Annotated in this window: 5 protein-coding genes and 1 pseudogene; all 6 read left to right on the plus strand. The window is 65.1% G+C overall.

Annotation, left to right across the window (positions count from 1 at the left end; translation table 11 throughout):
* Positions 1 to 2 precede the first annotated feature (2 nt).
* The 6 genes and pseudogenes from treZ to GXY33_22825 all read left to right on the plus strand — a co-directional run bounded on the left by treZ (position 3) and on the right by GXY33_22825 (position 9,980).
* The gene (treZ, locus tag GXY33_22800) at positions 3 to 1,727 is read left to right on the plus strand and encodes a malto-oligosyltrehalose trehalohydrolase (GenBank protein ID NLX07982.1); all 1,725 of its coding nucleotides are present in this window, start codon (positions 3 to 5) and stop codon (positions 1,725 to 1,727) included.
* Between the two features lie 62 nt (positions 1,728 to 1,789).
* Complete coding sequence (locus tag GXY33_22805) at positions 1,790 to 2,641, plus strand: hypothetical protein (GenBank protein ID NLX07983.1); 852 nt, start codon at positions 1,790 to 1,792, stop codon at positions 2,639 to 2,641.
* A 143-nt stretch (positions 2,642 to 2,784) separates the two neighbouring features.
* Entirely contained in the window at positions 2,785 to 5,097 is a 2,313-nt protein-coding gene (locus tag GXY33_22810; GenBank protein ID NLX07984.1) for an aminotransferase class III-fold pyridoxal phosphate-dependent enzyme, read from the plus strand.
* Positions 5,098 to 5,386: 289 nt separating this feature from the next.
* Positions 5,387 to 6,496, plus strand: coding sequence for a GntR family transcriptional regulator (locus tag GXY33_22815; GenBank protein ID NLX07985.1), 1,110 nt, complete (start codon positions 5,387 to 5,389; stop codon positions 6,494 to 6,496).
* Positions 6,497 to 6,506: 10 nt separating this feature from the next.
* Positions 6,507 to 6,641: pseudogene (locus GXY33_22820) on the plus strand (prepilin-type N-terminal cleavage/methylation domain-containing protein).
* Between the two features lie 654 nt (positions 6,642 to 7,295).
* Positions 7,296 to 9,980, plus strand: coding sequence for a hypothetical protein (locus tag GXY33_22825; protein ID NLX07986.1), 2,685 nt, complete (start codon positions 7,296 to 7,298; stop codon positions 9,978 to 9,980).
* Positions 9,981 to 10,141: the final 161 nt, after the last annotated feature.

Genomic DNA, 10,141 nt, shown 5'->3' on the forward strand with positions numbered 1-10,141 from the left:
CGATGGAATTCCGCCTCTGGGCGCCGAACGCCGAACATGTGCGGGTGGTCATCGACGGACACGAACACGCCATGACCGCCGAACAACACGGCTGGTGGCGTGCGGATGTCCCAGCCCAGGCGGGCTCCGCCTACCAATTCCGCCTCGACGACGGCGAACCGCTGCCCGACCCGCGCTCGCCGCACCAACCGGACGGCGTGACCGGCCCGTCGCAACTGATCGACCACGCCGCGTTCCCCTGGACCGACAGCCGCTGGCAAGCTCCGCCCCTCGCCGGTGGCGTCATCTACGAACTCCACGTCGGCGCCTTCACCCCCGCCGGCACCTTCGACGCAGCCGTCGAACGCCTCGACCACCTGACCGACCTCGGCGTCACCCACGTCGAACTGATGCCGCTCGCCCAGTTCTCCGGCCGCCGAAACTGGGGATACGACGGCGTCTACCCCTACGCCCCACACAACGCCTACGGCGGCCCGCTCGCCCTCAAACGCCTCGTCGACGCCTGCCACGCCCGCGGACTGGCCGTCCTCCTCGACGTCGTCTACAACCACCTCGGCCCCGAAGGCAACCGCCTCAGCCGCTTCGGTCCCTACTTCACCGACCGCCACAAAACCGTCTGGGGCGACACCGCCAACCTCGAAAACCCCGGCTCCGACCACGTCCGCCGCTTCTTCATCGACAACGCCCTGATGTGGATCCGCGACTACCATCTCGACGGCCTCCGCGTCGACGCCGTCCACGCCTTCGCCGACAACTCCGCCAGACCCTTCCTCGAACAGCTCGCCGACCAGGTCCACGCCCTCGCCGGTCCGCTCAACCGCCACGTCCTGATCATCGCCGAGAGCGACCTGAACGATCCCAGGGTCGTCCAATGCCCGGACACCGGAGGCTGCGGCTTCGACGCCCAATGGGCCGACGACCTCCACCACGCCCTCCACGCCCTCGTCACCGGAGAACGTACCGGCTACTACGCCGACTTCGGCCGCCTCGCCGACCTCGCCAAAGCCCTCCAAAACCCCTTCGTCTACGACGGCCGCTACTCAGCCCACCGCGGCCGAACCCACGGCCGGCCCCCCGGATCCCTCAGCGGCCACCGCTTCGTCGTCTGCCTGCAAAACCACGACCAGATCGGCAACCGCGACCAGGGCCGACGCATCAGCCATCTCGCCGACCTCGGCCGCGTCAAAGCCGCCGCCGCACTCATCCTCACCTCGCCCTACGTGCCGCTGATCTTCCAGGGCGAGGAGTGGGCCGCGACCACCCCCTTTGCCTACTTCTGCGACTTCCAGGACCCCGACCTTGCCAGAGACGTCCGCCACGGCCGAAAGGACGAATTCGCCTCCTTCGGCTGGTCGCCCGACGCCGTCCCGGACCCACAAGCCGACCAGACCTTCCAAAACTCCAAACTCCACTGGGACGAACCCGCCCGCGAACCGCACGCCTCCATGCTCCAATGGTACCGCCAACTGATCCGCCTCCGACGCGCCACGCCATCCCTGTCCGACGGTCGCCGAGACAACGTCCGCGCCCGCTTCGACGAGGACCAACGCTGGCTGATCATGCAGCGAGGCCCCATCGCCGTCGCCTGCAACTTCGACCAGACGACGCAGCAACTCAGCCTCGATGGCCACAGCCAACCGCTCCTGCAGTCCGACCCCGCCATCCGCATCGACGACGGCCTGGTGCGACTGCCGCCCGCATCCGTAGCCGTCCTGCGCCGCTCTTGACTTCTTCACGCATGTCGCCAAGACTATCCGCCATCGCCCCGTGCGACACGCAAAGGAAGAACATGAAAATCACCTCCGACTGGCACATCCACACCCGAAACTCCTGCGACGACGCCTGCCTCGCCGTCTCAACCCTCCTGGCCAGAACCGCCCAGCTCGGCATCACAGACTTCGGCATCACCGATCACCTCCACACCCCGTTCAACTGGCCCGACATCGAAGCCTCGCGCCGCGAATTCCTGGCCAACCCGCAATCCCCGCGCTTCCACTTCGGCATCGAAGTCTCCTGCGTCTCACAATGGGAAATCGACCAGGTCGCCGCCGGCCGCCACGACCAGCCGACCTACGGCATCCGCCAGGGCGGACCGCCCGAAGCGCCTCTCGCCATCGCCCTCACCCCCGACCGGATCGCCGCCGCCGGAATCGAGTACGTCATCGGCGGAACCCACTGGCCCATGTACGTCCCCTACGAACGAGACGCCGTCATCCGCGACTTCCACCGCCAGAACATGTTCCTCGCCACCCACCCCCTGGTCACCATCGTCGCCCATCCCTGGTGGTGGCACAACCACTGGCAGGACCCCGACGGCCTCTACCGCACCGAACCCTGGCTCGACGACTTCGGCAAAATCCCGCAATCCATCCACGACGAGTTCATCGCCGCCGTCCTCCAGCACGGCAAGGTCGTCGAAATCAACGTCGAAGGCATGCTCCTCAACCGCACCTACGAGGACCGCTTCAAATGCCGATACCTCGACTACCTCGCCCAGCTCAACGACCGTCAAGTGCCCCTGAGCCTCGGTTCCGATTGCCACGACGCCGCCTACGCCATCGACTTCCACTCCGTCTCCGCCATGCTCGACTCAATCGGCGTCGCCGACCAGGACCTCTGGACGCTCCCGCCCCGTCCCTGATCCCCGATGCTCCATGCCCAGCCTCCGGTTCCCCCGGAAAAACCGCGACTTTTCTCCCGTCCCACGGTATCATCTGTCATGACAGTTGGCCCAAAACGTCCCCGCCCAAACCGTGGCGGTACCATTGATTTCGAGGATCTCAAATGGCTGCGACAGGCAATCTATCCAAAACCGATCGGGCAATGCTCGCCGAACTCAAAACCTTCCTGCCCCCGCAGGTCTACGACGTCCACGCCCACCTCTGCCACGCCCTGGCCCCCGACACCCATCAGCACCTCGCTGACCGCCTCAGCGGCGAACTCACAGCCAAACTCTGGCACGCCGAAGTCTCCCGCCAACTCGGCAACGCCCAACTGGTAGGGGGGCTCCTCTCCGTCCTGCCTGGTCCCGACGGCGACGTCGAAGCGGCCAACGACTTCCTCCTCCAGCAACTCACGCGATTCCACGACTGCCGCGCCCTCGTCCTCATCTCGCGACACTCCGACCGCGCCCGCGTCGCCGAACTCCTCGAAACGCCCGGCGTCGCCGGCTTCAAACCCTGCCTCAACCCGCTCGACGCCGACGCTCGGCCCGCCCGCACCATCGCCGACCTTCTGCCCGACTGGGCCTGGAAAATCGCCGACGAGCAGGCCCTCGTCATCCTCCTGCACCTCTTCAAACGATTTGCCCCCATCACGCCCGCCGCCCGACAGGCCATCCGAAACCGCTGCCTCAAGCACACCGGCGCACGCCTCATCCTGCCCCACGGCGCCATCGGCTTCCACGACCCCTACGCCCTCGACGACCTCGCCGACTTCCGCAGCCTGCCCAACCTCTACGTCGAAACCTCCACCGTCTGTGACGCCGCCGTCCTCGTCTCCCTCCTCAACGCCTTCGGACCGAGACGTATCCTCTGGGCCAGCGGCTTTCCCGCCGCCGCCATCCGCGGAACCTCCGTCGCCGTCGGAAACGCCGCCATCTGCCTCGACGCCAAAGCCCTCGGAGCCGATCCGGCCGAACCCGACCAGCAGCCGCCACTCCTCGGCCTTGAAGCCCTCCGCGCCCTACGCAAAGCCGCCGACCTCTTCGGACTCACCCAAGCCGACCTGACCGATATCTTCTCCGACAACGCACTGCGCCTCCTCGGCCTCAAGACCGAACCAGCCGGCCAGACCCAATCCCTCTACCGATACGCCAAAACCCGCATCCCCTCCGGCACCCAGCTCCTCTCCAAGCGTCCCGAAATGTTCGCGCCCAACCAGTGGCCCGCCTACTTCCGCGAGGCCCGCGGTTGTGAAACCTGGGACCTCGACGGCCGACATTACTACGATCTGACCACCAGCGGCATCGGCGCCTGCCTTCTCGGATTCCGCGATCCCGACGTCACCCGCGCCGTCCAACGACGCATCAGCCTCGGTTCCATGTGTACCCTCAATCCGCCCGAAGAGGTCGAACTCGCCGACCGCCTCTGCCAGATCCACCCGTGGGCACAGCAAGCCCGATTCGCCCGCAGCGGCGGCGAAACCGCCGTCGTCGCCGTCCGGATCGCCCGCGCCACCACCAGACGCTCCCTCGTCGCCATCTGTGGCTACCACGGCTGGCACGACTGGTATCTCGCCGCCAACCTCGGCGAAAGCGACAGCCTCGACGGTCACCTCCTGCCCGGCCTCGACCCCCTCGGCGTCCCGCGCGAACTCCGCAACACCACCCTCACCTTCCGCTTCAACAACCGCGACGAATTCCAGAAGGTCATCGACCGGCACGGCGACCAACTCGCCGCCGTCGTCATGGAGCCCATGCGATACCACATGCCCGAACCCGGGTTCATGGAGTTCGTCAAAACCAGAACCAACGCCGCCGGCGCGCTCCTGATCTTCGATGAGATCACCATCGGCTGGCGATTCACCTTCGGCGGCTCGCACCTGAAGCTCGGCGTCAACCCCGACATCGCCATCTTCGCCAAGGCCCTCGGCAACGGCCATCCCATCGGTGCCATCATCGGAACCCGCGCCGCCATGGAAGGCGCCAACGCCTCCTTCATCAGCAGCACCTACTGGACCGAAAGCGTCGGACCCGTCGCCGCCCTCGCCACCATCCAGAAACTCCAGCAACTCGACGCGCCCACCCACGTCGCCCGAATCGGCGAGATGATCGCCGACCTCTGGCGACAGCACGCCAAGACTCATAGCCTGCCCGTCACCGTCGCCGACGGATTCCCCTGTCTCGCCCACTTCCAGTTCGACCACCCGCTCGCACAGGAACTCCGAACCCTCTACACCCAGCTCATGCTCGAAAAAGGATTCCTCGCCAACCTCGGCGTCTACCCCACCATGGCCCACAACGACGAAATCGTCGCCCGCTTCGGCTGCGCCATAGACGAAGTCTTCGGCGAAATCGCAGCCGCCCTCGACGCCGGCGACGTCAAAGAACGCCTCAATGGCCCAACCGCCCACTCCGGCTTCCGCCGACTCAACTGAGGCCCAGCATCGCTCATCGGCCTGGAACTTGGCACGACATCCGGCGACTGCGGATTGTTTGCCTGACACCCGCAATTCCTAACCCGATCGCACCGACTTTCCACCAACAGATAGGTTGTCCTCTTCCTCTCTGGCTCATAAGTACGGCCATTAAAAAGCGGGTAATACAATATAAGTATTCGCCGACGCCTACAATTGCCAACAGATCAGAGGTTTTTCCCTTTGCAAAAGTATACAATGACATTAAAATATATAGCAAAGTGGATAACTCCCAATCAAGGAACGGACTGTGACTACTGAACTTCCCAAAGTCGGCAAGACGGTTGGCATCCGCCACATGGTCCTCAGGCAGTTGCGTTCCGGTGACTATGCCCGCGGCGGCCGCCTCCCCTCGGAGCGGGCGCTGGCCGACAGGCTCGGCGTCAGCTACATGACCGTTCGCAAAGCAATCACCCAACTCGTCGACGAGGGGTATCTTGTGCGGCGGGTTGGGCAGGGAACGTTCGTCCGCCGCGATCTCTCCGAAGAACGCATGCAGAAGCAGGCGGCTCTCCTGGCGCCCGCGTGGCTCGACACCGCCCTGATCGGATTCGCCATGCACATGTTCGAACTCGCCGAGGCCCGTGGCTGGCAGCCGCGGCTTTACCACTACCGTTCCTGGAACGAGCGGCTGGTCCATGAAGTCATCGACCACTGCGATGCCCTCATGGTCGTGCCTTCCGGGCAGCGCCTCAACGACGAGGTCGCCAGTGTCTTTCGAGCCGGCCGCAAACCCGTCGTCTTCATCGGCGAGTCCATGCTCCCCCTCGGATTCGACTCCGTGGTCGGACGCCCGGACCGCGAGGTGGACGCCGCGGTTGACCATCTTGTGCAACTCGGCCACCGGCGGATCGCCCTGGCTTGGCAGACCGACTCCGCGGGCGACTACGTTCCCGCAGCCACCGGATTGGCCATCGATCGGTGGAAGAAACGTGTCCAACCGCTGATCGCCCCCGATCCGATCGATGATCTGGCCATGTTCGCGGACGTCCCGCGATTCCAGTGGCCGCAACAGGCCATCTATGACCGAATCGTTAGCCGGTACCGGCAGGGCGAGACCTTTTCCGCCATCATCTGCCCGCTCTGCTGGTTCTGGGCCGCTCAAGCCGCGGTCTGCGATCTGGGATTGGCCGTCCCCGATGACGTCTCCATCGTGGCCATCGGCGACTGGCACGAAGGACGATTCTTCCGACCCAAGCCCACCGTGGTCTTCGTCTCCGAGCAGGAGCATATCCGCGCCGCATGGGAACTCATCGACGCGCGAACGAGCGAGCCCAACCGACCAGCCGTACAGGCCGTCGTTGAGCCAGGGCTGATCCCAGGCCGCACCACCGCCCCAGCCCCCGAAACCAGGGCATAGGAGTAAACCGATGTCACCTCCCAACTTCCATCCGGCGACGCGGCGAACCCCCAACGCGTCCTTCACCCTGATCGAACTCCTCGTCGTCGTCGCCATCATCGCCGTCCTGGTGGCCCTGCTGCTCCCGGCCCTCTCAGCCGCCCGCGACCAGGGCCGGACCCTTCAATGCCAAACTCTCCTTCGCAACATCGGTGCCGCCATGGTCGCCTACGCCAACGATCACCGCGACGAACTCATGCCGTGGGTCCAGGGCTCAGCCGTGGACGGCCGCGGCTGGAACCCCGGCGTCTGGTCCGGCGTGCTCGTCGGCGGATGGAACCGCGTCATCGACGGGACAACCACGATTGGCTTTTCCGGACCCAACTACATCGGCCTCACGCCCTATCAAACCAATCCCTATCGCTGCCCAAAGGACATGCCCATCCTCGTCGGCGATGACGTCGACCTGACCAGCAGCTTCGTCTACAACGACCAGGCGCCCTGGACCTACTCGCGCCAGCCCACCCGCAACATCACACGCTTCGACCGGCCGTCGGCCTTCGTCCTCATACCCGAGTGGTGGGGGGCCGACTGGAGCGCCGGCCTTGGATACACCATATTGCGCTACTGGGACGCCGACGGATGGAACTGGTACACCGGAAAAACCCTCGGGTCGCACCACGGACGCGGGGCCAATGTACTCTTCGGCGATTTCCACGTCGGCCTCCTCGACAGTGACCGCTCCAACGATCCCGCCGTCGCCGACTGGGGCTGGTAATCAGTTCGCAACGCATCTTCTCAACCGATCGGAGAATTGCCGATGCTCAACGTACTGCTGGCGTTCGTGGCCGCCGCGGTGGCTGTCTCGCCCGCCCAGACCTGGACCTTCCCACAGGGATTCGATCCGCAAAACCCAAACGTATGGCGCGCCTGTCGCAGCCTCGACGCCAATCCGCACAACCGCGTCCCGCTGGACTGGGATCAGCAGCGCAACGCCTTCTCGCAAGACGGCGACCTGCCCAGAATCGCCCTCGACGCAACGATGATCGGCCGAAACCGCATTCCCAACCAGCAGACCGCCGAACTGGCGGTCCTCGAGTGGACCGCCCCGACCACCGGCGTCTACCGCGTCACCGCCACGCCCGCAAGGGTCCATCCCGCCGGCGGCGATGGCTGCAAGATCACGACGATCAAAGAAACAACCTGGGGAACCAGCGACACGCTCTACGAGCATCTCCTGATGCCAGGGACCGAACCGACGCCGCTGGATACGCAAGTGACGCTCGAAAGCGGCGACCATCTGCTCTTCACGCACTTCGCCGGCGACGACGCCGGCTTCGACGAAGTCCGGTTCGAACCAACCATCGAACTGATCCGCCGCATCGACGATGCGCCGGCTCCGATCGACCTGCCGCTCACAACCGGCAAGATCACCGTCGATCCATCCAAACCCTTCGATCCCATCACGCTGCACGCCAACGGCCAATCGCTCGTCCTGCTCAAGAACATCGGACCGATGATCGAGCACCAGGGGCAAACCCTTACTCCGGAAAGCTACACGCCCAAACTGTTCCGCCTCAGCCACGACCCACAAAAGAACCGCCTCTTCCTCGTCTACCGCATCGCCGAGATCAAGGCCCCGACCTACTACTGGATCACCATCCAGACCGATGGCCCCTTCGTATACCTCGACTTTGAGATGCGCGAGCCCCTCGCCTCAGCCATGACCGCCGGTCAACTGGCCGACCCGGATGCCTTCAAACCGTTCACCATGATGCGCCGCCTCCGCGAATCCTGGGAAGTCAATACCGTCCAAGCCGCCTTCCGCCACCGCGAAGGCAAATTCTGGGTCTACGGCCAGTTCGACCTCGAACGCTCCAACGCCTGCGACGGCGGCGTCGGATGCATCCAAAAAGACCACTGGCCCACGCACCTCGCACCCGACGCCCACTACCCGCCTTACGCAGCGAACCTCCGCCGACCGCTCCGCGAACGCCTGACCATCGGCGTCGCCGACGACCTCTGGACCGCAACCGGATCCCTCGCCAATCCTCCCAGCCAGTACGGCGCCGAACTCGGCGACTCCATGTTCCTCGACCTCTGGGGCGGCGGCACCACCCAAAAACTCGAATTCCTCAAGATGATGCGCGAGCGCACGGGCGGCCTCGTCCGCTTCTACACCATCGTCCAAACCTGGCAGGCCGGCGGATTCGACGGCATGGGGCCCGATGCCTTCTGGCCGGAGCGACTTATGCCCGCCGATCAATACGGCTCATTTGATGAGCTCAAGGCCCTCGTGGATTTCGGCCTCACCTGCGGGCGGATCGGCCTGCGCACCAACTACAACTTCATCGTTCCAGACCACTCGCCCAGCTTCAAGCACGCCCTCATCAAAGGATCGCTGGTCGAAGCGGCACCGGGCGGCGACGTGATGAGCGACGAAAACCGCCAGTACCAAGCCTCAAACCGCCACGACTGGCTGCGACTCGCCCGATTCCAGGAAACCGACATCCACACCGCCTTCAACACCAACGCCCAGTTCGTCGATCAACTCGCCTCCGGCGGCGGAGCCGGTTTCCGCCAGGACCTCACCCCCTGGGAGATCGGCGCCGGGACCGCCCGCGCCGACGCCCGCCTCCTCCGCCAATTCGCCGACGCCGTCAAAGAAATCCACCACGGCCCCCTCAGCAGCGAAACCCTCAACAGTGAGTACCTCCTCGGCCGATGGTGCGACACCGGCGACTACGGCATCTTCAACGGCGACGACCGCCTCGTCAGCCCGGAGTACAAACTCCACCGGCTGCACCACCTCAGCACCTTCCACGGCATGGGCCTCAGCTATCGCTTCTTCAGCTACCCGCAGCAGCACCAGCACAGCGGCGATTGGCTCGGCTACGGCAACGGCCGCTACTGGGGCCAGGAGCCCTGGGACTTCTACGAGGGCGCCGACGCCTACCGCGCCATGACCGTCCTCTACGGCAACGGAGCCTACTACGATGCCGGCCTCGACTTCCCTCCAGCCCAACGTTCCGCCCGCGAACACGCCCTCACCGAGGCCCTCACCGTTGGTATCCTCCAGCCGCACTATGCCCTTCAGCCGGTCGAGCGCGTCCTCTACCGATGGAAAGACCAGTGGCTCACCCTCAACGACCTCATGGACGATCCGGATATCGCCTTCAAACCCGACGTCGACGACTGCCCCGCCTTCAAGACCATCCGCGTCCAGTACGCCAACGGCCTGACCGTTGTCGTCAACCGCAACGCTGCGCCGCTCGACCTGCGGATCAGCGACGCACTGACCCTCTCGCTCCCTCACGACGGCTGGGCCGCCTACACCGCCGACACCGACCTCCTCGTCTACTCCGCCGTCGGCCCGCTTGCCCAAAAACGCATCGACTTCGCCCAGGACAAAAACCGCCGTATCCGCTTCATCAACCCCCGCAGCCAATCCATCGACGGCATCGCCGAACCGACACTATGGATCGACAACAAGAAACTGGAATGACACCGGCAAACACCCCGCCCCCGCGCGCCGATCAGCCCCGAAGGGGCGTAAGCCTATAGCCAGGGGCGCAAGCCCCTGGTACAAAAGGCCCCCATGCGAATCAGCCCCGAAGGGGCGTAAGGATGTAGCCACGGGCGTAAGCCCCTGGTCCCGAAGGGGCG

The sequence above is a fragment of the Phycisphaerae bacterium genome, from assembly GCA_012729815.1.
GTDB lineage: Bacteria > Planctomycetota > Phycisphaerae > JAAYCJ01 > JAAYCJ01 > JAAYCJ01.